Origin of the sequence: Limosilactobacillus pulli, from assembly GCF_947381555.1 — a bacterium.
GTDB classification, from domain to species: Bacteria; Bacillota; Bacilli; order Lactobacillales; family Lactobacillaceae; genus Limosilactobacillus; species Limosilactobacillus pulli.
In genome coordinates, this window is the sequence record NZ_CANCWQ010000004.1 from 67394 (window position 1) to 90583 (window position 23190).

A 23190-nucleotide genomic window follows, 5' to 3' on the forward strand; every position below is an offset into this window, starting at 1 on the left:
AACTATGCGAAAACGAGCACGGATTATTTATAACCCGACGTCGGGGCGTGAAGCCATGCGCAATGACCTGGTCGACATTTTGGCAGTCTATGAAAAGGCCGGCTACGAGACCAGTGCGTTCGCAACGACGCCGGCACCTAATTCGGCTAAGAACGAGGCAACGCGGGCAGCCAAGGAAGGCTTTGATCTGATCGTTGCCGCGGGTGGTGATGGTACGCTCAGCGAGGTTGTCAACGGAATTGCCGGACTGGAGAAACGGCCAGCTTTGGCAATCATTCCAGCGGGGACAACCAATGACTATGCGCGTGCCCTGCGGATTCCGCGTGATGATCCGATCGCAGCGGCCAAGCTGATCTTGCGCAAAAACAAGAAGTTCAAGATCGATATTGGTCAAGCCGGTGACAATTACTTTATGAACATCGCAGCCGGGGGGACCTTGACGGAGCTGACTTATGAGGTGCCTTCTCAGATGAAGTCGCTGTTTGGCTATCTGGCCTACCTGGCAAAAGGGGCTGAACTGCTTCCTAGAATCAAGCCGGTTGAAATGGACATCAAATACGATGGTCATGAATATCGTGGGCAGGCTTCAACGATTCTGATTGCCTTGACCAATTCGGTGGGCGGTTTTGAACAGATCGTACCAGATGCTGCGCTTGATGATGGCAAGTTTACCATGATCATCGTTAAGGAAAGCAATTTAATCGGCATGATGCGATTGATGGCCAAGGCTTTGCAAGGTAAGCACATTGGCGATCCTGGTATCATCTACGCCAAGGCCAGCGAGATTGACGTTACGCCCGTTGATCCAAAAGATCGCGTGATGATCAATCTGGATGGCGAGTATGGTGGCGATGCGCCGATGCATTTCCGCAATCTCAAGCAGCACTTGGAAGTCGTCGCCAACCTAGATGAGATTCCAGATGATGCAATCACTATGTCACCAGATATGAAGCGGGTAGAAGACGACTTTGTACGCGAAGTCGACAATATCCACGACGACGATTCATCACAAAAATAATAGAAACCAAACAGGGGCTGCGGGCAATCTTGTCAGCAGTCCCTGTGTTTGCTAAAGGAGAGAAACATGGCAAAAATCAATGTACCGGTTCATAAAGGCGAGGTACTGACGGCAACGGTGGCGGACCTGACTTATGAAGGCAACGGCGTCATTAAGGTTGAAGGTTACCCGATCTTTGTTCCATACGTCTTGCCAGGTGAGCAGGTCGAAATCAAGGTAGTTAAGGTGACGACCAAGTTTGCCTGGGGCGAGCTGCAAGAATTAAAGACCAAGAGTCCCGACCGTGTGGAAATTAAGGACGCTCGCTACTTAAAGACGGGGATCGCACCATTGGGGATTTTAAGTTATCCGGCGCAGCTGAAATTCAAGCAGCATCAGATTGAAGAACTGCTCAAAAAAGCTCATTTGGATGAAATAAAAGTCATGCCAACGATGGGGATGGATCACCCATACCAGTACCGCAATAAGGCTCAGGTACCGGTTAAGTACATGAAAGGTCAGCTGCAGACTGGCTTTTATAAACGAGGCAGTCATGATTTGGTACCAATTGAAGATTTCTACATTCAAGATCCTAAAATCGACGCTGCTATTTTGGTGGTACGTGATCTGCTACGTAAATACAACATTCGTGCCTATGATGAAAGAACTGGTCGTGGCTGCATTCGAACGGTCATGGTCCGCCGCGGCTACTATAGTCATGAGATCATGGTGGTTCTGGTTACCAATACCAAACAGCTGCCGCATGCCGAAGAAATCGCAGCCGGGATCGTCAGCGGGGTGCCAGAGGTTAAGAGCATCGTGCAAAACATCAACACCAAGCGGACGAACAAACTTTTAGGCTTGGAAAATCATACGCTTTGGGGCAGTGATACGATTCATGATCAGCTCCTTGGTATTGACTTTACGATTTCACCGCTGTCGTTTTACCAGGTCAACCCCCAGCAGACCGAAAAGCTGTATCAAACGGCAATTGAAGCAGCCGGACTGGATGGTACGCAGACCGTGATCGATGCTTATTGTGGCATTGGCACGATTTCTTTGGCGGTGGCCAAGCATGCCAAGAAGGTCTATGGGGTTGAGATCGTCCCAGCCGCGATTGAAGATGCCAAGCAAAATGCCAAGGTCAACCAGATCGAGAATGCCGAGTTTGTAGTGGGCAAGGCCGAAGAACAGATGGCAAAATGGCAAAAAGAAGGGTTGAAGCCCGATGTCTTGATCGTTGACCCGCCGCGTAAAGGTCTTGATGAAACCTTGATCGATGCTGCCGGCAAGATGGCGCCAGCTAAGATTATCTATATCAGCTGCAACCAAGCAACGCTGGTTCGTGACCTCCAACGTTTTGATCAGGCAGGCTATCATGTAGCTAAGCCAATCCAGCCAGTAGACCAGTTTCCTCAGACACCGCATGTTGAGTCTGTTACTGTCCTGGAACGTACAGAAAAATAGCTGATAACCGCCGGTGTAACGGCATTTACGGATGATTAAAAGTGTACTTTTTTCTTTCAGAATGATTGGAATTAGTACACTTTTTCTATTTGAAGCTGGCGGGTCGAGTGTTCTATGTCCTATTTCGATAGTCGAGTAGACAAAGGTCCAGTTTGGCAGGTCGTGTCGATTAGGGTAGTGAAAGTAGAGGTGAGCGTTGATATGATGGTGTTGAGAAGAAATGCAATTATGGTCGAATTATAATTGAATGTTGAGTTGACAAAGTTACTGAAGCAAAACTCAGAACTTATCATATTGGACAGCTATAATTCAGGAGAATTGTACACTCAACTATGTTCAGATAAAAAAGCATGATCATCACTAAATGACAATCATGCAGTGTATTAATGACCACGATGTTTTTTGCGACGCTTTGCTACTCTCTTTTGATAACGAAATTTGTTTGTCAGTCGTTTTTTAGCAGAGCGCTCGGCCTTTCGTAATTTTTTCTTTTATTCAAATTGTTTTTGCAAGGTACTTTGAGCTTTAGTGCTAATACCTTGATGCTTCATTACCTTGTTAGCCAATCGTTGGGCACGTTTGGGATTAACATGCTTAGAAATCTTTATTGTTTTATCTGTTACGTGGTGAAAGTGGAACCGCTGATAATCGTTATTAACTAGCTTTAGAATTAGTGATGTCTTTGGTTCAGAGCTACCAAGTATAACAGATGCTACTGAGTAATCTTTGCCATTGTGACACTCCAAAATCGCCTTATAAAAGCTACCATCAAAAACAATTGCTAGACAAGATCGAATAACCATCATGTCCCCTCCTTAAGTTAAATTACGAAAGAGGGACATCCCGGAGGGGAAGGATACTGATCAACGTGTGCTGACGTCCGGACTACCAACCGAACTGTGTTTTTACTTTCTAAGATTAATAGTATCATAATTCTGTATAATATTAGGTTTAAGATCACCGCAAATTTTTAAGGAGATGCACATCTTGAAAATCCCTCATACTTTATCTGGATTTACCCAAACTTATTACTATAGAGTTAATCTAACTCGCTTAATATTCCTTGATATTTCACGATCTAGTATAATTAAGGATGAGGAATAAGGGGGACGGTCACAATGGAACCTAGTAAAAATATTAAGCGTTGCTGTCTTTTACAAGTGATGATATTAGTTGGAATTCAGGTCATCAACCTTTTTACCCGACCGGCGAAATTTGCTATGGGTATCGTTTCAATAATTATTTTGGGAGCATATTTAGCTGGTGAATATCTCAGTCTGCCAGAAACAATTCGGAAAGTGAATACAATTGTTCAAATACTATTCCAGCCATTTGCTTTTTCGTATACGGCGGGAACTTTATTGACACTTGTCACTCCTTTTAAGTTTGCGCCACTAGTTGCTTTCTGTATTTTAATTTGGTATGCGGTCTCATTTTTGCTATATGTTCAGCAATTTATTGCCCCAATTACAAATAACTGGTTAAGACTATTTTGGTTGATTTACTTTTTCCAGATAGCAATTGCACCGTCAGCTTATTTTGGAATAATTGCTTCAACCAATCCCTGGTTTGGGGCATTCTTTTCAACCGGTTTGATTGGAGCAGTTGCGTATACAATCAGTTTGATAAGAGCAATGCGAGTATGGCACTTTGGTGATCCAATTTCATTAATTAAAAGTCATTCCAAGGGCAATGTTTTAGTGGACTCAGTATTTGCCATACTGGTTGTCTTGTTCATATACAGCAATCTAATGAATACCACCAGTTGGGGAAAATTGAGTTTTTTGCGCTTTTGGCGGTTGCTATTGGGAGCAATGGAAGCAGGGATTGGGGAAGAAGTGCTGTGCCGCTTTGGCATTCTAACCTTGTTATTGTCTTTTGCTAAGAAGCTAAGGCTAAGAATACCGATTGCCATTATTTGCAGCTCACTTCTTTTTGGTCTGTTTCATTTCCTCAATCTGACAGAACAAAGCTTGCCTTTAACAATCTATCAATTCTGTTTCACTGCAGTATCAGGGATTTTCTTTTCGTTGCTGTTCTTATATTCGGGCCACTTAGAACTTGTTGTCTTCATTCATTTTGTAATGGACTTGCTTTCGTATAGTGCTACTGGAAACTCGTCATTGAGTGGGAACATTACCTTAGGTGATTACCAGTCAGTAATTAACTTAGCCGTTTTAATGTTAGCGCTCCTCGTCTGGATGATGTTTGGCAAGAAACGCCAAGTAATGGAAAATCATGTTGATTTATTAGTATCTAAAGGAAATATTAAAAAATGACACCCAGCCAAAATGACCGAGTGCCGTATATCCTGAATATTTACAACTTAACTTTAACCACTTCACCATCTTTGAACGTGAACCCCATGTAGCGTTGAAAGATGGTGATTTTTTCGATTAGGCGGCGAACTAGTTGTTCATCAAAATCTACCAAGCCATATTTGTGGAATTCGATCAGTTTATTGATTTCATCAGTGCTGTGTAGTTTTGCTTGCTGGTTAGTTTCCCTGCTTTGCACCTTTGCTCTTTGCTTTCGTAAGTCCATGATTTGCTGGGTGAGGGCATCGCAATTTTGATGCTGGTTGGCGGCCTGGATGAGCTGCATTTGGACCTCTTCCAGTTGCTTATCGAGCTGATCAAGGGTAGGTCCTTTAGAGTTTTTTATGACCTTCATAATGTTAGCCTTGATCTGTTTGCCAGCTAACTCGTGTCCTTCAATGAGCTGGTTAAAGGCTTCTACGGTGGCTTCCTTTAGCAGTGGTTCTTTGACATTTCTAATCATGCATCGCCTTCCGGTTTTGCTTCGCTTTATTCGACTAGCACAACGCCAGACTGCTACCTTTTCTGGTCGGTACCACATATTCCGTTGAAAAATGTCGCCGCATTTTCCACAAAAGACTATTTGGGAGAAACAATATTTGCCGTTAAGTCGCCGGTGCTTACCATTCTTAGTAGTGATCCCGTTTTGTCGTTGTTTGATGAGCTGCTGGACTTGCATGAATACCGGCTTGGGAATAATCGCGGGATGGTCGTTTTCTACATAGTATTGAGGCATGATACCGTTATTCTTGACGCGTTTCTTGCTCAGAAAATCAACAGTGTAAGTCTTTTGCAATAGAGCATCACCCATGTATTTCTCATTCTTTAGAATTTTTGAAACACCGCTGGATTGCCAGTTCTTTGTTTTACCACCAGTTAAAATACCATCAGCTTTGAGTGAGTCCGCGATTTGCTTCATACTCATCCCGTTTAGATAACTATAGAAGATCCGTTTGATGACTTTAGCTTCTTCCGGTTCAATTACCAGATTACCCTGAGCGTCCTTGGTATAGCCGAGAAAATGATTATGGTTGACGAAGACCTTACCTTGTTGGTAGCGGTACTGGATTCCCATTTTAACGTTTTGCGATAGGGATTCACTTTCTTGTTGGGCAAGAGAAGCCATGATGGTAATCAGCACCTCCCCTTTGGCATCCATGGTGTTGATGTTCTCTTTTTCAAAGAAGATGGCCACATTGATGGCTTTTAAGTCTCGGATATACTTCAAACAATCAATGGTATTTCGAGCAAACCGGCTAATTGATTTAGTGACGATCAGGTCAATTTTACCGGCTTTGCAGTCTGCAATCATCTGATTAAATTGTTCCCGCTTCTTAGTGTTAGTCCCTGAGATTCCATCATCGGCGTAGATACCTGCAAACTCCCAGGTTGGTTCTTTTTGAATTAATTCTTTATAGTGAGCCACCTGAGTTTCATATGAACTGGCTTGTTCATCATAATCAGTCGAAACCCGGCAGTAGGCGGCCACTCGGAGCTGTTCAAATGGTAGTCTATTTTTTTGCGGTTGAACGCTATTGCCTTTTTGCTGATGAGCGGGGATAATCCTCACTTTACCCAATTAAATCACCTTCACTTTCGATAATACTGTACAAATATTCTGTTTGTTTGATTGGATCGTTGTAACGTTGTTTGATGATGTCACGATAAAAGTGTCCATCGATAGTGGCATTTTTGTTTAGCTTTTCAGGTAGCTTTAATCCACATTTCAAGATGAACGTTGCTTTGTTTGAACTGTTAACCACAATCTGTTGAACAAATTCTTGAAATACACCTTCATCAAACTCAGTAAGCTGTTTCCCTTGATGGCACCAACGTAATAAGGTACGAACATCCTCAAAGTCATTTGCTGAATCAGTATTTTGGCCATTAAGCTGTTTAATCTTTTCCTGACATTGGTAAGTGTCTTGCTCGAGTCTAGCGGTTTGGTTGACGTAGATCGCTTTATCTAATAAACCGGCATGCATCAATTCGGTGAGCGTTTCAGCTTTGTGGTCATTTGCTTTGATTTGCTTAGTTAAAGAAATCAGTTGACCATCGCTGTTGACATTAGCTTCTTCTTTCAGGCCTTCTAACAATGGCTGAAGTAAGAACTTCTTACTGTAAACTAGCTTATTTATCATATTGCAGAAGGCAGCTTTCAGACTGGCTTCAGACACTGCCTTAGTTGGACATTGCTGAGCAGATCTTAAATGTTGCTGGCAGGCCCAGTAGATTTTATGTGGCCGCGTTTGTCGTTTGAAAATCGTCCCACATTGACCACAGATGATTTTGCTAGAAAATAGGTAGTGCTGTTGATACTTATGGCTGCCAGTTTCGATATGGCGTTTTTTGACGGCTTCTTTAAGCAGAACTTGCACTCTGTTAAAGTTTTCATGGTTAATCAAACTAGGGTGATGATCTTCAATTAGATATTGAGCGAGTTCACCTTGGTTAAAATGACGATGATATTGATCGTCACGGTAGGTTTTCTGGCAGAGCATATCACCGGTGTAATTACTGTTTCGCAAGATATTAATTACAGTGTTACTACGCCATTGGCCACCACGTTTTGTTGATACCTGCTTTTGATTTAATTCTTTAGCAATTTGACTGGCTGATGTTCCACTTAGAAATCGTTGAAAGATTTGTCGTACAGTCTTTGCTTCAGTATGGTTGATAACTAAGTTGCCATCCTCAATTGAATATCCATAGGGTGCTGAGGATACATGGAATTTGCCACTAGCAAAACGTTTCCTGATTGCCCAGCGTAGATTTCCGGCAGTTGAGTGGGATTCATCCTGGGCAATACTGCTAAGAATCGATAGAAATAACTCACTGGCCATTGCTCCAGTATTGATATGCTCTTTCTCAAAGATAATTGGAATATTCAATTGCTGTAATTCCCGGACAATCTGCAAACAATCAGTTGTATTTCGTGACAAACGGCTAATTGATTTGGTCACCACGAGGTCAATCCGGTGATTATGACAATCAGTTAGTAATTCTTTTAAGGCGTTCCGCTTGGTCATCTTGGTGCCTGAGATTCCTTCATCATAGTAGATCTTAGCCAGCTCCCAATTAGGGTGGTTGTTAATGTACTTTTGATAATGGGCACGTTGATTTTCAAGACTTTCTAGTTGTTCAAAATTATCGGTTGAAACTCGACAGTAGGCTGCCACACGGAGTTGCTTGACATCATGTTGGCAACCTTGAATTTTGGTAATGGTTGACATGACAAACCTCCTTTCGTCAGTGTGGTATGTTAGCTCTAGAACCTTGATGTATCAACACTTCCTGGTCCTAATAAGGGCGGAAATGATTGTTTATTTAAGTCATCAATTTCCTTAAATTCAGTGGTTGAGATTAGACCCTTGTTGAGTAGAACTTGAATGATTTGTTTTGATTGTTGATAATGCAAATCATTCAATAATTGTTCTGAACTAATATTATTCTTTATTGATTGCAGTGGTTGATGAGTTACCGCTTGAACTTTCTTTATCATTTTTAATTACCTCCACTAATAAGCCAGCGGAAGTAGAAAAGTAAACCCTCAAATCAACTTGCTAATTGAAACAGATTCTTTAATATATAGTAAGAGGGCGAGGTCGCTACTCTGACCCTCAAGCGTGATCTGAGATACGTGTTTTATTTGAGAAGAAGTCTTGTTTGACTCCAACCACAGTTTAGGAAGAGCTAACCATCTTATATGGTTGGCTTTTTGTTATGGTAAAAGAAAAAAGCCTGCAGACCGGAGTCCACAGGCAAAAGTTACAATAATTGATTAACTCGTTTTTGAATTTGGGTGGGGTCATAGCCGGCTTGCTTCAAGCGGTTGATTCGTTCATTACCATTTCCCCAGAATCCTCGGATAACTTCGCGTGCAATTTGGTCAACTGACTTACGGTTCAAGAGACGGTTAACCTTTTCTTGGACCACCGCATAGTCATAACCAGCAGCGGTTAAGAGCTGTTGACGATCGGTACCATTACCCCATTGACCATTTAAGACTTCAACAGCTAGCTCATCAGGGTTCTTCCTGGTAACTGGCTGCTTTTTGTTAATGACAGCTGCATAGTCAATGTAGGCATAATCTAGATCACAGTTGCCATTGACACCTGGAACAGAACCAGTAGAGGAATGTTGCCAGATTCCGTAATTACCATTGTAGTTACAACACGGACCATATTCAGCCACCCAGACAGCATAGCGTTGAGCGACGGAAGGTGAAATGTAATTTTGCAGTGGTGATCGCGAAATATACAGTCCGGCATAGCAACCGTTTTGTTCCAAAACACTACAAAAGCTTTTCACTAAGCTATCACAGAAGTTACGACCATTGGCAAACTGCCACTTTTCTTCTAAGTCAAAGTAGATTGGAAAATCAAAATGACGATTACCAAGGACGGTTAAACAGGCCCGGGCTTCATTGGCTGCATCAGCGGGAGAAACGGCATAGGAATACCAGTAGGCACCCACTTGTAAACCAGCTGCTTTGGCTTGGGTATAATGTTCTGCAAAGTAACGGTCTTCTTGGCTTGCTGACCGACCATAACCAGCTCGGATTAGAACGAATTTAACACCACTTGCTTTGACTGCATTGAAATCCACATGGCCTTGCCATTCAGAAACATCAATTCCAGAAATCATTGATGATCACCATCCTTATCATGTAATTGTTGGAGGACACTCTTTAACTTATCGGGCACAGGTAGACCTAAGCGACTGGTATTTTCTAGTAATGAAATGCCCTCATTAGAGATATAGAAGAAAATCGTAGCAGTACGGATCGCTGAACCATTCTTTAATAGGTAAATATCAAGGCAATGTGCAATACCGACCAATAATAGAATTAACACTTTGCGCGTAAGCCCACGAAAGCCAATTTCACTGGAGAGTTTATGTTCGTTAATGGCACAAAGCACTCCGGTGATATAGTCCACTACCATGAAAATGAGTAGAACATATAGAAAACCATCCAGTCCGCCTAAGAACCAGCCGAGGAAAGCCCCAATTGCACCAAAGCATGAATTAATTACTGTTAAACTAGTTGTCTTCATTCGGATCATCAACTCCTCTCGAATATTCAGCCTTAATTTCCAGATACTCATGGTTGTACTTAACGTCATCAATAAAGCCAATATTGTAGCCACGACCTTCAAACCAAATGTTGGTTTCTTCGTCAACATCATCACGGTATCGGATGATGAATGACAGTTGTTTTTCCAATTTCACCGTGACCGCTGTGTAGTATTCCTGACCGTGTAGGGCAGAAACTTTTGCCCACACATCGCCTAAGCGAACATCCTTGTACATCGACATTCCGGTATTAGGATTTTCGCCGACATATTTCTTTTTCATCAGCGTAATGCGGCGATCTAGTTCACCAATATCAGCAATCTTACTGACCCGTTTATTTTGCTGTTGCATTAAAATTCCTCCTTCCGGTAAGGGGACAAGATAGCCCGAAGAAACTTGATCATGGCATCAAAATCAGCCGTTTCCCGATATTCGTAAAGGTAAGCTACGGTATAGAGAATCGCGGTATGAATATCATCAGGGAGAGAATCAAATGCTGATAGAGGCTGACGAAGGACATTTTCGACGGTAGCAGTCGCCGATCCAATCAACTTTGTGATGAGGTCATCTTCAACAGTGTTATCAACTCTTAGGTAGGCTTTTGCTTCGGCCAAAGTAATAGCAGCCACATTTCATCAGTCCTTTCTACTTAGCAGCCATGGCAAGAGTTTTAATGGCTTCTGGGAGGATGACTTTGCCATCTACTCGTTGCGAGCCCAAGAAACCGACTTGACCAGTTACAGCATAAAGTTCATTAAGTCGTTTAAAGGTTCGACCTTGACGATCAGCAATCCAATAGTAATTGAAATCACCAAAGAGCACTGGTTTATTAGATGCGGCCATGGATGGCATGAACGGACTAGTATAAACTGGGCAATTGAGGATTCGATCTGGTTGGCCAGCTTGAACAGAAGGCTGCCAGATATATTGACCATTGTTATCCTTCATTTTGCGAATGGTTTTCACGGTATCATCATTCATTAAGAAAACAGCATTTTGACGATATGGTGCTCTTAAGGAATAGAAAAGTTCGATCAAATCATCAAAAGTCAATGTATCGGCCTTAGCAGCTGTGGATCCCGCAGACGCACCATTAGTGTCGGTTAAGATACCAGTTGGTTGGCCAGTGCCGGTACCCGTTAGGAAGGCTTGTTCTTCAGCATTACCAAGTCGACGACCAAATTCATCAGATAAATAGGACATCAAGTCGAAGGCGGAGTCATTCAGTAGTTCTTCCGATACCTTGATCAGAGTCCCCAATTTGTGAGCACTGAGGGATACTTGACTAAATTGAGTATTAGATTCTGTGTAGGCTGCTTCTTCCTCGAGCCAAGCAGCTGTTCCTTCGCTCGCGACAACCGGAATCTTATGTTCACCGCTATTGGTTTGAATGACATGGCTGATGGTTCGCAGGACGTTTGCTTCTTGAAGCTTTTGAATCAGTTGATTTTCAAACTCATTTGGCACTAGGAAGCCACCATCTGGATCCGTACCTTCTTTTAGTGCATCAACGACCGCATGACCACGCATCATTTGCCAAAAGTTCTGCGCATAAGCATCCTGACCCTTTGGTAATTCTCCAGCAGTCGGGGTATTAGTAAGGGCTTTAGTTGTGGGCTGATTGAGTTCTGCTTCAATTTGGGCTTGCTTATGGAGCCGATCGATTTCCTTACCCAAGTTGACGACGTCTTGTTCCATCTTTTCGTAGGTAGCGTTGTCCTCAGCAGAAAGTACATCAGCTTCTTTTTGTTTAGTGTCTAGGAAATACTTTGCTTGCTTCCAAATACGGGCACGCTTTTCTTGTAATTCAGTAATCTTGTTCATTGGTAAGTTCCTCCTAAATTAGTGTGATAACAAAGAAAGCCGCTTTTGCAGCGACTTTACAGAAATAGTAGATTTTGCTTTAGGCTTGAGTTTATTCAATAACACCAGGTCAGATTGCTTATCGGAATACGAGTAACAATCTGTGACATTCTTATTGTCACCCAGCATGGCATCAGCAAAGCCTAATTCGATAGCTTTATTGACGTTCATCCAAGTTTCGTTATCCATCATTGTTGAAATCTTTTCACGGGGCAGGTTGGTTTTCAGCTCATAGGCATTGATGATCGACTCCTTGGTTTCAGCTAGCATTTGCGCAGCGTGGTCGAGATCTCTTTCTTGACCGCCGACAATAGTCAGTGGATTGTGGATCATTAGCATAGCCGCAGGAGCCATTGAAACAGTAGTTCCAGCCATCGCAATTACCGAAGCAGCAGATGCCGCAATACCTGAGATTTTGACATTGACTTCATTCGGGTAATTCATCAGCATGGTATAAATTTGACTGGCAGCGGTACAATCACCACCAGGGGAGTTCAGCCAGAGATCGATTGGATCCTGACTTTCATTAAGTTCGTCTTGGAATACCTGTGGTGAAACATCGTCATGCACCCAGCTATCAGGAGCAATTACCCCAGAGATAGCTAGTTGCCGCTGATCACCATTTTGTTTCCAGTTCCAGAAACGTTTCATTCTTTTGGTTCCTCACTTTCTTTGGTTGTTTGCGTGTTATAGAAATTACCGGCTTGGTTAAGTGGCAGCATGTTACCGTTAACCAAGTACTGATCACCACCTTCATCAGCAGGGATACGGTTGAGATCCTCTAACTCACGAATGTCATTAGCAGATAACCAGCCATTTTGTCGACCAATGGCATACCCATTCATCCGGCTTTCGTAATCACCACGTAGTAGTCCATCAACATTGAATTTAACGAAAAACTTTCGTTGATCATCAGCGGAAAGTAGCTGTTGATTCATAGCTTGTTCCCAGCGAATACACCAAGGGTTCAGGGTGTACTTTACAAATTCGAGTGATTGTTGCTCGATATTTGAGAAAGTCGAACGATCTAGGTCACCAACCATATGCGGTGGTACACGAAAAATTCTGGCAATTTCGTCGAGTTGGAATTTTCGAGTATCAAGAAATTGCGCTTGGTCGGGTGGAATGGAAAGCTGGTGAAAAGTCATTCCTTCTTCCAAGACAGCAATGCTGTGATTATTAGATCCCGAAAATTGTGACTGCCAACTTTTCCGAAGCCGTTCAGGGTCTTTGACTACATTAGGGTGCTCTAGAACACCACCAGGCGTGGCATCATTTTTGAAGAAAGTGGCTCCGTATTGTTCGGCAGCCATGGATAATCCAATCGCATTCTTAGCCATAGCAATGGGACTGTAACCAATCAAACCATCAAAACCCAATCCGGCGATATGAAGGACTTCATCGGACAAGAGAATTACTTGTTTCGATTTATTTTTTGCCTGGTAATCATCGTAGTTGCGAGTATAGGTATAGTAGATTTCACCGTTGGCAGCTCTGTTAACGTCCATTCGATCAGGCATCAAAGGATAGAGTCCGGTGATCTTGCCTTGACCGTTTCGAATGATTTGTGCATAGGCATTACCCCACAGTAATAAATGGTTCATCATGGTTTCACGAAAGATAAAACTGGTCATTTCTGGATTTGGCGCATCATGAAGCAAAAAATAAAGCGGGTGGTTAATTGCCCGCTGTTTACCACCATCGCTGGTGTATTGATAAATATGAAGTGGTAGTTCAGCTAATCCTTCAGCCAAGACTCGAACACAAGCATAAACTGCAGTATTTTGCATTGCAGTACGTTCGGTCACATTTTGGCCAGCCATCGAACTGCCGAAGAAAAATGACATGGTGCTAGACAAGGTGTTTTTAGGTGAAGCTTTATTGGTATGGAATAATTTATTAAATAAACCCATGGCATCAAATCCTTTCAGTCCTACGCAATTACAACATCAATAGGCCTCGACCATCATAAACAGAATCACCATTATCCTCATTTCGGATAGCACGATCCAGTCCCATAATGGTGGCCACTACGCCATCAATTTTTTCGGTTGACTTAGCCTTATCCGGTTTAATATTTCCGGCTGGGTCAGTGCGGATGTAGATGTTATCCATCATCCAGCGTAAGACCGGATGACCACCATGAGCGATCTTCTTTTCCAGAGTTAATCGCATTAGTTCTTTAGTTGGAGGCGTCATGTCCTTAAATCCCTGGCCAAACGGGACCACGGTGAATCCCATACCTTCAAGATTTTGAACCATTTCGACAGCTCCCCACCGGTCGAAGGCAATTTCACGGATGTGATATTTCTTTCCCAGATCATCAATAAAGTGTTCGATGAATCCGTAGTGAACTACATTACCTTCTGTTGTTTGCAGATAACCTTGTTGTTTCCAAATATCGTATGGAACATGATCACGCCGAACTCGTAAGTCAACATTATCTTCGGGAATCCAGAAATAGGGTAGAAGGGTATAACCTTCAGAATCATCCCTTGGTGGAAACACTAGAACAAAAGCAGTGATATCAGTAGTCGACGACAGGTCGAGTCCACCGTAACAATCTCGTCCCCGTAGTTCATTAGGATCAACTGGGAAAGCACAAGCATCCCATTTATCCATCGGCATCCATCGGACATCTTGTTTAACCCACTGATTTAAACGGAGTTGACGGAAGGTGTTTTCTTCAGCAGGATTTTCTTTGGCTGAATTATAGGCATCTTTTACTTTCTCCATTTTGACTGTAATTCCTAAAGAAGGATTAGCTTTTTTCCAGACTTCGGGGCTCGACCAATCTTCATCCCGACCAGCACCATAAATTACCGGATAAAAGCGGGGATCATGTTTGCGACCTTTCATGATATCAATTGCTTTTTGATGGACTTGATAACAGATTGAATTTTCATCATTACCAGCAGTGGTTATTAGAAAGTAAAGAGGTTGTGTTCTGGCATCCCCTGATCCCTTCGTCATAACGTCATAGAGTTTCCGGTTCGGTTGGGTATGCAGTTCGTCAAAGATAACTCCGGACACATTGAACCCATGTTTAGAATAAGCGTCAGCAGATAGAACCTGATAGAAACTATTAGTGGGTTCATAGATCAGCCGTTTTTGTGAAGCGAGAATTTTGCATCGTTTCTTCAAAGCCGGGTTCATTCGTACCATATCAGCGGCCACGTCGAAAACAATCGCTGCTTGTTGCCGATCAGCGGCACAACCATACACTTCGGCTCGTTCCTCACCATCTGCACAACAAAGCAAAAGAGCGACTGCTGCCGCTAGTTCTGATTTTCCTTGTTTCTTTGGAATCTCAACATAAGCAGTATTGAATTGGCGGTAGCCATCAGGCTTCAGAATACCGAAGATGTCACGAATAATCTTTTCTTGCCAATCAATCAAGTCAAAGGGTTTTCCTGCCCAAGTTCCCTTAGTATGGCAGAGACATTCAATGAAAGAAACTGCAAAATCAGCTGCATCTTTGCTGTAAGTGGAATCCTTAGCCATAAAACGAGTTGGTTTATAATCTTTTAACTTTCTCAAGAAAACATCACTTCCTTTCATTAGTACTAAAAAAGCACTGAGAATGAACTCAATGCTTAATGATTAATTGAATTTACCAGTTAAAATCAAATTGACATAGCCGGCCCGTTCAGTAGTCAGGTAATCGATCAAATCGTGGCAGTTGTAATAGTAGGCCAGTCGTTTAACATTCTCGATATCAAACATGTTTACTTCGCCAGTATTGCGAATTTGTAAGACCTGCTGGCGAATTCGGTCACGTCTAGCTAGTTCATCTTTGATTCCGCTCATGATTAGGCCTCCTGATTCTTAAAAGCAGCTGATCCGGCTAAATTTCGTAACAGTACTTTCCGTTGTGTTTTGTATTCGGGACCGATAAAACCCAGGCGTAGTAGAAAACAACGAAAAGCATATTTCTCATTGCTTTCTTCATGAGGTTCTGACACAATCCGTTGATGATCTTTTGCATATTGCACAAGTTTGTCGATAAATTGTTGATAAGCTGTGGCATCATCAAGCTTTACCTTGTTGAACCAGTTAAATGTCACCTGTTGATCATCAACGTCTAGTTTTAGCGAATCGAGCTGACAAGCATCTTTGATTAGTTGTCCCTTGGCCCAAATTAGGTGACGCAGGTTTTCTAAGGCTTGATCGGTAAAGTCGTCTCGACGGTAAGCAAGATGCAATTTGATAATGTTAGCGGGCCGGAAACCAAGTTCTTTAAGTTTGTCGATTAGGTTGGATGGAATCTCATCAGGGGATGAAAGGTTCCCATCTTTACTGACAGTGTATTTGCCAATCTGGTATGCGTAGGTTGGTGTGTACTGATATTCAGCTTTTTGTTGAGTATAGTTAGCAATCTGTTCGACTAGCTTTTTACGCTGTTGACCATGAACATTAAAATTAATTTCCATATTCTGTACCTCCTTGTTTGATCACTGTATACATCACTCTAAAAGGCACAGATAGCAAGGCTTTCCCGCGCTTTAGGCCGGCTTCTTTAGATTACTGTAAGGAATTATATGACCATCTCTTTCCACACTGATATCTTGATCCGAATCGACTTGTTTGATGTAGCGATTAACAATCACATCACAGTATTTAGGATCCAGTTCCATCATGTAGCAAATCCGGTTGGTTTGCTCACAAGCAATGAGGGTAGATCCAGAGCCACCAAAGGGATCAAGAACCGTACAGTTAGACATTGTCGAATTCATAATTGGGTAAGCAAGTAATGGAATAGGCTTCATTGTTGGATGTTCCTTACTTTGTTTTGGTCGATCAAATTCCCAGATGGTGGATTCCTTGCGACCGGTATACCATTCGTGCTTTCCATCGTGCTTCCAGCCGTAGAGCACGGGTTCATGTTGCCATTGATAAGGGGAGCGACCGAGTACCAGTGATTGCTTTTTCCAGATACAACAACCGGATAGATAAAAACCAGCATCTTGAAAGGCTCGCCGGAAGTTCAGTCCTTCCGTATCGGCATGGAAAACATAGATGCTGGCGTCGTTAGCCATTGCAGTATTCATGTTTTGGAAAGCAGCTAATAAAAATTTATAGAACTTATCATTATCCTGATGATCGTTCTTAATCTTGCCGGCTTTACTTTGGTAATCAACGTTGTATGGTGGATCAGTAAGAACTAAGTTAACCTTATTATCGCTGAGTAATTTATGGAAACTTTCCTTTTTTGTAGCATCACCACATAGCAATGTGTGCTTTCCTAGGTGCCAAAGATCTCCTGCTTTAGAGAAGGTTGGTTTATTCAATTCACTATCAACGTCAAAGTCATCATCATGCGTGTCGTCAGCCGTGCCAAGAAGGTCGGAGATCTCATTCTCGTCAAAGCCCGTTAATGAAACATCTAAATCACTGGCTTGTAAGTCAGTCATTAGGAGGGCTAACTTATCCTTATCCCAATCACCACTGATCTTGTTGAGCGCAATGTTCAGTGTCTTTTCTTTCTCATCATCCAGACTAACGACCACACATTCGGCTTCCTGGATTCCTTCATCTTGGAGGATTTTTAACCGTTGGTGGCCACCAACCACGTGACCAGTTTGTTGGTTCCAAATAATTGGATCGACATAGCCAAATTCATGCATCGAGCGTTTTAATTTTTCATAATCAGGATCACCAGGCTTGAGATCCTTCCTTGGATTGTAATCGGCAGGGATTAAATCGGTAATTTTCTTTTTAACAAATTTCATTAGTTCATTCCTTTCCGGCTTCTTAAGAGCCGTTCCATGACATCATCTTGTGGTGTTGATCCTTGATAAGTTGTGGCGTTATTTTCCTTAACCACTTGAAAAATTTGAAACCATAATTGGCTGGACTGTTTCATATAGTCGCGGCTCATGGAAACATATGGTGAAGCAATTGCGTTACCAGTCGTAGGGTGGCGAGCGAGGAAACCAAACTTAGAGATACATTCTTCACACTGAATCCACCGGCTGACGCTAACGGCATATTGTTCAATCAATTGAGTGTTGACTAGTTTTTCACAACCACGCTCGACCAACCATTCCCAGGTTTCTTTGAAAATATCAGCGGCGTCAAATTCTAAACCATTCTTCTGTTTGGCCTTGAGGTACTTCTTGACTGGCGGCATCACGTGACCTTCCAGATTAGCTGGTTCTGGCAAATCGATGACGGTTGCTTCCTGGCCAGCTTCGAGCTTATCGTGAAGTGATTTAGATTTTCTGCCAGCCCCAACCCGAGCGCCACCACGATTTGTACCATCTTTAGCCAACTCTCTCCCTCCTTCCGGCAGGGGTTAATACCCTGTTTGATTTCGATTTTTTGTACACGAAGGCCCAGGCCCGCTCCCGCGCGAAAAATTTTTAAGGATTTGATGGCCCCCTCCGTGGTTTAGTAATGATATCGACGTGGCTTTTTATGCCAGCGATCATCCATCTGGGCGGTGATGCGGGAGTGGCATGGCTTACATAATGCCATCAGGTTCTTGAACTCGTTGGTGCCGCCGTGTTCCAGAGGCAGAACGTGATGGACCTCGGTGGCTTGGGTATACCTTCCTTGGCTCAGGCACATCTCACAGAAGGGATGGTGGAGCAAGTAGCGTTGACGGATCTTTGGCCAGCCACGATGATAGCGCGGACGACTACGTTTTGGTCGTTGGTAACGATTGTAGTGAGAACTGACTTGCTTAGCATGGACGTCACAATAAGTGTTGTGGGTTAGTCGCGGGCAGCCAGGGTAACGACAGGGTTTCTTGGGTGAGTAGGGCATGACACTCCTCCTTTCTGAGGGTATAAGAAAAGCCCAGCAGTTTTGCACCGCTAGGCTTCAATGTTATAAAGCAAATGCCTTTATCCTAATTTTCTACACTACCATCGTAACATAGATAAGCCGATTGTTTGTTCTGCGTTTTACCTTTCTAATGATGGGATCCATAAAGTAAGAGCGTGAGGTGATCGAGTGCTTTGTTCTTTCGATTGTAAGCAGTGGTTTTCGCAATGAAGTACTTGTCCATCACGATGGTTAGTCCCTCGTTCATTAACTGGTTTGGAGTGCGATAGCAGACATCTAAAACAAAGCGCTCGTCTTCAGATAACTCTTGCCAGGCTGGCTCGAACCACTTGAAGTAAAGTTGGGCTTGTTGGTAGCGTTCATTCAGCTTGGTTGTCTCATCGATGCCATGCAGCAGGCGATGCTCAGTTGGGTTATCTTTTTTACTGCTGCCAGGTACGAAACCGTAGCGTGGCGAACTGACACCAATCATTTGTTCCTTGGCTAGCTTCAGGTCGTCTTGGTAAGAGTCAATGATGAACTTCATACCATCGTAATCTTTCAAGGCTGCGACGGTCGCTCGCCGTTTGTCTAAGTAGTTCCACATGATACTCATGCCATAACACTTCCTTTCAGGTTGGCTTTCACTGCGTTAATTAAAGCTAACTGGGTTTTGTCTTTGCGTTTCAGGGCCGCCAGAATGTTTTCGTCAATGGTGCCTTCAGTGATGATGTGGTGGATAACTACTGGTTGACGTTGCCCTTGCCGCCAGAGCCGAGCGTTAGTTTGCTGGTAGAGTTCCAGACTCCAAGTTAATCCATACCAGATTAAGGTAGCACCACCAGCCTGCAGGTTAAGACCATGACCAGCAGAAGCGGGATGGATCAAAGCTAAAGGAATCTTACCGGCATTCCAGTCCTGAATGTCACGGGGTGTTTTGATCTCACGAACCTTGAAACGACTTTTAATCTGGATTAGATCATGTTTGAACCAGTAAGCTACCAAGACAGGTTTACCATTAGCAGCTTCAACCAAATCTTCAAGGGCATCAAGTTTTCGCTGGTGAATTTGAATAATCTGCTGCTGGTCGTCGTAGACACAACCATTTGCCATCTGGCAAAGTTTATTCGATAGACTGGCTGCGTTGAGGGCATCGATTTGTTTACCCTGGGCTGAAACTACTAGCTGGGCATTAAGCTCATCATAGATTGCCTGCTCACTATTACTCATTTTTACCGGAACGGTGTTCATAGTTAACGGTGGCAGACTCAAGTAATCCTTAGACTTCATAGAAATGGTGATGTCATCAATGGCGCGGTAGATACTTTGTTCAGCACCGGGCTTAGGTTTGTAGGTAAACACTTGATACATGTTTCGCTTGTCAGGGTCAAAGTAGTTCATTCGGTAAGATGAGATAAAACGGCCGAGTCGTTGGCCCATGTCTAGTACGCGGAACTCTGCCCACAAATCCATCAAGCCATTAGACGACGGTGTGCCTGTTAAGCCAACCACGCGCTTAATCAGTGGTCGCACTCGTTTGAGGGCTTTGAAGCGTTGTGAGCGGTAAGACTTAAAACTAGAGAGTTCATCGATCACCAACATGTCGTAGTCAAAGGAATTACCAGAGGATTCAATTAGCCATTTCAAGTTTTCCCGATTAATGATATAAATGTCGACATCTTGCTGCAGTGCTTTGATCCTTTGAAGCTTAGAACCAGTGACGACTGAATAGTTAAGGCCTTTTAAGTGGTCCCATTTTTCAATTTCTTCTGGCCAGGTTTGTTTAGCCACGCGTAGTGGAGCGACAACTAATACCCGTTGAACTTTGCCCTGCTGAATAAGTTGTTTAATAGCAGTTAGGGTAATGACGCTTTTACCTAGTCCCATATCAAGCAAGATGGCTGCTACGGGATGGTCCAAAATAAACCGAGTTGCATATTGTTGATATTCATGCGGTTTGTATTGCATCTAGCATTCCTCCAATCTGTCCAAATTGGTCACAAACAAAGACCTGGTAGCCAAGTTGTTTTAATTGGCTTAGCCTTTGCACTTGGAGTGGTCGGGGGCGTTTACCAGGAGCTTTCATCTCTACAAAGCCCATGTGACCATCAGGCAGGAGGACCAATCGATCAGGTACTCCGGCCATAGATGGCGAGATGAACTTTAGGCAAAGACCTCCACGTTGGTGGGTAGCTTTGACAAAAGCAGTTTCGATTTGTTTTTCTAACATTTGTAAAATCCTTCCTAAACGTTGATATATCGGTGATTTGTCAGGGTTAATGACGGTCGTGACAGTTGTTTTACTACTCTTCTCTATACTCTTTTTTTCTATTTTTATTCCTATATACAAGTAATGTAAAAGAGTGTCACGACTGTCATTAGGGTTGGTAAACACTGATGTATCAAGCTTTTAGAGTTTTAAAGTGTGACAGTCGATGACAGTCAACTGAGGAATTCATCAGCCTCAACTTTTAATCGCAGTCCCTTGATGAAACGACCGTTTTGTTTGTGTTGACGTTGAAAGCCAGCATTTTTGAGGGCCGTGTAAAAGTCAGTTGTGCTGCGGATATATTCACCGATACCTTGGCAGTATTCACGGTACTTTTGATAGAGGTCACCGGACTTTTGCTCATAACTGGGGTCAAGTTCACAATTCTCATTAAGAAAATGTCCGAGCCAATCATTGTCAGCATGGTAAGCATTGACCGCTTTTTCGACTGCCGCCGGAGTAGTTAATCGGTAATTTTGCTGAATGGTTCGCTGTGCGCCTTCAATGATCCACTGCAGGACAGCCGGACCAGCCTTTTCAGTTAGGCGCTGGGCGTAATTCTTAATATCATTGCGTTTGGCAATCTTGGCTTTAAAGGGAATCACAATTAATCGCCGCCAGATTCCTTCATCGTTGCCACCTACGTGGGGCAGGTAGTTGGTATACAGCACGATGGTGTGACTGGGCGTAAAGGAAAAGGGCTTCATGTATTTCTTTTCGGCATAGATTTCATCTGTTGAACAGAGTTGCTTGACGATGGAAGTGTTCAGTCGCTTACCTTCTTCTAGTTCAGCGGAGATGATTAGCCGCTTGCCTTTGACTTCGGCCATCTCTGGTTTGACGTTTCGCCGGACACCAGTGGTCAAGGCATCAGCTGAGAGGTGACCGGTATAAGTGCCGAGTACATTAGCAATGGTGTTCCAGAAGGTTGACTTACCATTCCTCCCGCTGCCGTAAGCAATAATCAGAGCTTCCAGGTACACCTGACCGATCGACACCAGTCCCACAATTTCTTGGACGTAATTAATCAACGCTTGGTCACCACAAAAGAATGTAGTGAGTGCTTCTTGCCAGAGTGAAGCTCCTTGATTACCAGGAACACAGGATGTGGATTTAGTGATTAATTCATCAGCTTGAATTTCCTGTTGACCGTGCATCCCTTTCTTTAAATTGAAAGCTCCGTTGGGCGTGTTCAACAAAAACGGATCAGCATCAAAATCATTAATCTCTTTGACGAGCTTTGGTCGAGAATTAGTTAAGATCCCGTTAATACCACGGGTGCTGCGTTCCTTGAGAATGAAGGCTTCGTAAGCTTTAGCATTTTCGTAATTCTTGAACGCTGCCTGTTGTTCATCGTTAAAAGTCCGACTAGCTTTAGTTTTACCCATTGCTTGCAAAGCGGATGTCACACCATTTTGCTGAATCTTCTTATAACTATTAGTGACACGAAGCTGAGCATCAGTTAATTGTTTATCGGTAAAACGTTGGACTTCGCCGAGAGCTAAAGGTTCCGATTCTTGCCAGACCTTACCGTCGAACCACATAAAACCTGATTGATTGGTGTAGCAGACCCGCTCTTTACAGTTGTTTACAAAGACATAAGATTCCCCAGTGTCCGAGTAGTCAGCTGGCTGTAAGTCATCATTGGGCTGATTGTATTTTTCGGGCGGAATATAATCTTTTTGATTAGCCATGCGTTGACCAAATTTGGTGGCACTATGCCAGATGTTTTTTAATTCCTGCTTGCTTAGTGGTGGATCACATTTAGCAGCTTCTTCCTGAAATGCCTGACGAGCTTCAGCAGTATTGCCAAGACGCATAATGATGCGACCGGCAAAATGCGAAAGGGTAGCATTACGTTTGCCTTCATGGATTGATCCGATGTTTTGCTGAGCAAAGTAACGTTGCACCATCATAAATTTGTCTACGGTTTGTGATCCTTCATGCCAGATGGCTTTAGTACTAGGCACACCAAAGACAAAACGGGCCGCATCAAGCGCATTATCATCAAAATAGGGAAAGTATTCTTGAATTTCGTGTTTTAGTTCAGCATAGGTTTTAGCATCCGTAATCTCAGTAATCGGAAAGTAGACATGAAACTTAGGCCGGGGTACTTTATGATGCTTGGCTTTCATGTTGTTGCGTGACAAGGTAATGGCGTAGGAAACATCATCGAAATAGTTAGCAATGTTTGCGGGCTTGATCCAAGTAGTCGGATCATCAGAATGATCATTATCACAATCCATAATTAGGCAGTCGGCTTTAATGAAGTTGGCAATGGTGCGTTGGTTATTTTTAAATTGACCACAGACATGGTCATAGTGGACAGCCTGTTCTAATTCCTGTGCGTTAGTGATAGTTCGTTGATGAGGATAGATAGTGTTGCTAGCCTGACCGGAATTAACTGCCGTCGATAAAGTAAAATGCAT

24 protein-coding genes are annotated in these 23190 nt (G+C 43.1%); 3 read left to right on the forward strand and 21 right to left on the reverse strand.

The features are described from left to right. The first annotated feature begins 4 nt into the window (after nucleotides 1-4). Nucleotides 5-1018 carry a diacylglycerol kinase gene (locus QOS03_RS02350; RefSeq protein WP_283575209.1) on the forward strand — a complete coding sequence of 338 codons (1014 nt, stop codon included), beginning with the start codon at nucleotides 5-7 and terminating at the stop codon, nucleotides 1016-1018. Nucleotides 1019-1084: 66 nt separating this feature from the next. Next, nucleotides 1085-2464, forward strand: a complete 1380-nt coding sequence (gene rlmD, locus QOS03_RS02355; protein WP_283575210.1) for a 23S rRNA (uracil(1939)-C(5))-methyltransferase RlmD — start codon at nucleotides 1085-1087, stop codon at nucleotides 2462-2464. A 491-nt stretch (nucleotides 2465-2955) separates the two neighbouring features. Here rlmD and QOS03_RS02360 read toward each other — a convergent pair whose 3' ends face one another. Beyond that, entirely contained in the window at nucleotides 2956-3270 is a 315-nt protein-coding gene (locus QOS03_RS02360; protein ID WP_235021412.1) for a YjdF family protein, read from the reverse strand. Between the two features lie 312 nt (nucleotides 3271-3582). Here QOS03_RS02360 and QOS03_RS02365 point away from each other — a divergent pair, with 312 nt between their 5' ends. Further along, nucleotides 3583-4743 carry a CPBP family intramembrane glutamic endopeptidase gene (locus tag QOS03_RS02365; protein WP_283575211.1) on the forward strand — a complete coding sequence of 387 codons (1161 nt, stop codon included), beginning with the start codon at nucleotides 3583-3585 and terminating at the stop codon, nucleotides 4741-4743. Between the two features lie 40 nt (nucleotides 4744-4783). On the opposite strand, the gene QOS03_RS02370 is transcribed toward QOS03_RS02365, so the two are convergent. The 20 genes from QOS03_RS02370 to QOS03_RS02465 all read right to left on the reverse strand — a co-directional run bounded on the left by QOS03_RS02370 (nucleotide 4784) and on the right by QOS03_RS02465 (nucleotide 23190). Next, nucleotides 4784-6361: a recombinase family protein gene (locus tag QOS03_RS02370; RefSeq protein ID WP_283575212.1), complete on the reverse strand. Its 1578-nt coding sequence runs from the start codon at nucleotides 6359-6361 to the stop codon at nucleotides 4784-4786. After that, a complete protein-coding gene (locus QOS03_RS02375) occupies nucleotides 6354-8015 on the reverse strand; it encodes a recombinase family protein (RefSeq protein ID WP_283575213.1) in 1662 nt (553 codons plus the stop codon). Before QOS03_RS02375 ends, QOS03_RS02370 begins: the two co-directional genes overlap by 8 nt. Nucleotides 8016-8050: 35 nt before the next feature. Further along, nucleotides 8051-8284 carry an SHOCT domain-containing protein gene (locus QOS03_RS02380; RefSeq protein WP_047767200.1) on the reverse strand — a complete coding sequence of 78 codons (234 nt, stop codon included), beginning with the start codon at nucleotides 8282-8284 and terminating at the stop codon, nucleotides 8051-8053. Between the two features lie 266 nt (nucleotides 8285-8550). After that, on the reverse strand, nucleotides 8551-9429 hold the full coding sequence (locus QOS03_RS02385; RefSeq protein ID WP_283575214.1) for a GH25 family lysozyme: 879 nt from the start codon (nucleotides 9427-9429) through the stop codon (nucleotides 8551-8553). Further along, nucleotides 9426-9839 (reverse strand): phage holin family protein, encoded by a 414-nt coding sequence (locus QOS03_RS02390; protein ID WP_003671994.1) that lies wholly within the window; start codon nucleotides 9837-9839, stop codon nucleotides 9426-9428. Before QOS03_RS02390 ends, QOS03_RS02385 begins: the two co-directional genes overlap by 4 nt. Continuing rightward, the gene (locus tag QOS03_RS02395; RefSeq protein ID WP_003671993.1) at nucleotides 9826-10209 is read right to left on the reverse strand and encodes a phage head closure protein; all 384 of its coding nucleotides are present in this window, start codon (nucleotides 10207-10209) and stop codon (nucleotides 9826-9828) included. Before QOS03_RS02395 ends, QOS03_RS02390 begins: the two co-directional genes overlap by 14 nt. Further along, nucleotides 10209-10487: a head-tail connector protein gene (locus QOS03_RS02400; RefSeq protein WP_007124173.1), complete on the reverse strand. Its 279-nt coding sequence runs from the start codon at nucleotides 10485-10487 to the stop codon at nucleotides 10209-10211. Before QOS03_RS02400 ends, QOS03_RS02395 begins: the two co-directional genes overlap by 1 nt. A 16-nt stretch (nucleotides 10488-10503) precedes the next feature. Beyond that, nucleotides 10504-11682, reverse strand: a complete 1179-nt coding sequence (locus QOS03_RS02405; protein ID WP_003671989.1) for a phage major capsid protein — start codon at nucleotides 11680-11682, stop codon at nucleotides 10504-10506. A gap of 18 nt (nucleotides 11683-11700) precedes the next feature. Further along, nucleotides 11701-12372 carry a head maturation protease, ClpP-related gene (locus QOS03_RS02410; RefSeq protein WP_003671987.1) on the reverse strand — a complete coding sequence of 224 codons (672 nt, stop codon included), beginning with the start codon at nucleotides 12370-12372 and terminating at the stop codon, nucleotides 11701-11703. Continuing rightward, entirely contained in the window at nucleotides 12369-13634 is a 1266-nt protein-coding gene (locus tag QOS03_RS02415) for a phage portal protein (protein ID WP_013923824.1), read from the reverse strand. The genes QOS03_RS02410 and QOS03_RS02415 overlap by 4 nt, the downstream gene beginning before the upstream one ends. Nucleotides 13635-13662: 28 nt before the next feature. Beyond that, nucleotides 13663-15282, reverse strand: a complete 1620-nt coding sequence (locus QOS03_RS02420) for a terminase large subunit (protein WP_006916671.1) — start codon at nucleotides 15280-15282, stop codon at nucleotides 13663-13665. A gap of 42 nt (nucleotides 15283-15324) precedes the next feature. Next, nucleotides 15325-15531, reverse strand: a complete 207-nt coding sequence (locus tag QOS03_RS02425) for a DUF5049 domain-containing protein (RefSeq protein ID WP_283575215.1) — start codon at nucleotides 15529-15531, stop codon at nucleotides 15325-15327. 2 nt (nucleotides 15532-15533) lie between these two features. Next, on the reverse strand, nucleotides 15534-16154 hold the full coding sequence (locus tag QOS03_RS02430) for a hypothetical protein (protein ID WP_075140147.1): 621 nt from the start codon (nucleotides 16152-16154) through the stop codon (nucleotides 15534-15536). Nucleotides 16155-16226: 72 nt separating this feature from the next. Continuing rightward, complete coding sequence (locus QOS03_RS02435; RefSeq protein ID WP_003671982.1) at nucleotides 16227-17453, reverse strand: site-specific DNA-methyltransferase; 1227 nt, start codon at nucleotides 17451-17453, stop codon at nucleotides 16227-16229. After that, complete coding sequence (locus QOS03_RS02440) at nucleotides 17453-17995, reverse strand: P27 family phage terminase small subunit (protein WP_003671981.1); 543 nt, start codon at nucleotides 17993-17995, stop codon at nucleotides 17453-17455. Before QOS03_RS02440 ends, QOS03_RS02435 begins: the two co-directional genes overlap by 1 nt. A gap of 119 nt (nucleotides 17996-18114) precedes the next feature. Further along, entirely contained in the window at nucleotides 18115-18492 is a 378-nt protein-coding gene (locus QOS03_RS09645) for an HNH endonuclease (RefSeq protein WP_003671980.1), read from the reverse strand. Nucleotides 18493-18640: 148 nt separating this feature from the next. Beyond that, the gene (locus QOS03_RS02450) at nucleotides 18641-19108 is read right to left on the reverse strand and encodes a restriction endonuclease (protein ID WP_283575216.1); all 468 of its coding nucleotides are present in this window, start codon (nucleotides 19106-19108) and stop codon (nucleotides 18641-18643) included. Continuing rightward, entirely contained in the window at nucleotides 19105-20460 is a 1356-nt protein-coding gene (locus QOS03_RS02455) for a DEAD/DEAH box helicase (RefSeq protein ID WP_013923822.1), read from the reverse strand. Before QOS03_RS02455 ends, QOS03_RS02450 begins: the two co-directional genes overlap by 4 nt. Further along, nucleotides 20441-20722, reverse strand: a complete 282-nt coding sequence (locus tag QOS03_RS02460; protein WP_035160419.1) for a VRR-NUC domain-containing protein — start codon at nucleotides 20720-20722, stop codon at nucleotides 20441-20443. The genes QOS03_RS02455 and QOS03_RS02460 overlap by 20 nt, the downstream gene beginning before the upstream one ends. A 212-nt stretch (nucleotides 20723-20934) precedes the next feature. Beyond that, nucleotides 20935-23190 carry a phage/plasmid primase, P4 family gene (locus QOS03_RS02465; protein ID WP_283575217.1) on the reverse strand — a complete coding sequence of 752 codons (2256 nt, stop codon included), beginning with the start codon at nucleotides 23188-23190 and terminating at the stop codon, nucleotides 20935-20937.